This is a genomic window from Staphylococcus sp. EG-SA-2 (assembly GCF_017152085.1).
Window position 1 is genome coordinate 1 of record NZ_JACYHC010001262.1, and the last position, 621, is coordinate 621.

1 protein-coding gene is annotated in these 621 nt (G+C 34.6%); it reads right to left on the reverse strand.

Annotation, left to right across the window (positions count from 1 at the left end; translation table 11 throughout):
* Nucleotides 1-621, reverse strand: a 621-nt coding sequence (locus IDG60_RS20430) for a PD-(D/E)XK nuclease family protein (protein WP_274611457.1), incomplete at both ends; no start/stop codon positions are given.

The following is a 621-nucleotide window of genomic DNA, read 5'->3' on the forward strand; positions in this document are numbered from 1 at the left end:
GCATTAGTGACAATGGGTTAACTTCATGGTATTGAGGAATGTTAGTAATTTCCAATTGGTTGAACAATGATTGAATTTGATTTAAAAATGGGCTGATCTCCTTATCATCACCACTTGATCCCATTAGACTGTAAGAAAATGTAACATCTCCCTTAGCTCTAGTCATAGCAACATAGCAAACAAATGCTTCATCCATCTGTAAAATATCTGATGTAGGACTCAACTCTACATTTGCTTGTTGTTCAAAATATTTCTTTTCTTCATCAGTAATTAAACTTGATGCAGTTACTGGTTGTGGCATGGTGCCGTCGTTCATTCCAACTAAGTAAACATGTTGCTTATTGTCGACTTTAGCCAAATCCATCGTACCAATACTAACTTGATCTAATGTTTGTGGAATCATGACAAATTCTAATTGTTCTAAACCAATATCAAATACTTCTAAGAAACGTTCCATCGACATTGGTTCATCTCCAAATACTAGAACTAAGTCGTCAAGGATTTGAATTAAGCCATTCCATATTTGATCAATTTCCTCCGCCTTTTCATGATTACCATTTAAATCAAGTTCATCTCGCTCTGTCATCAATTGATTTGGCAGTTCGAAATATTCCATACTTT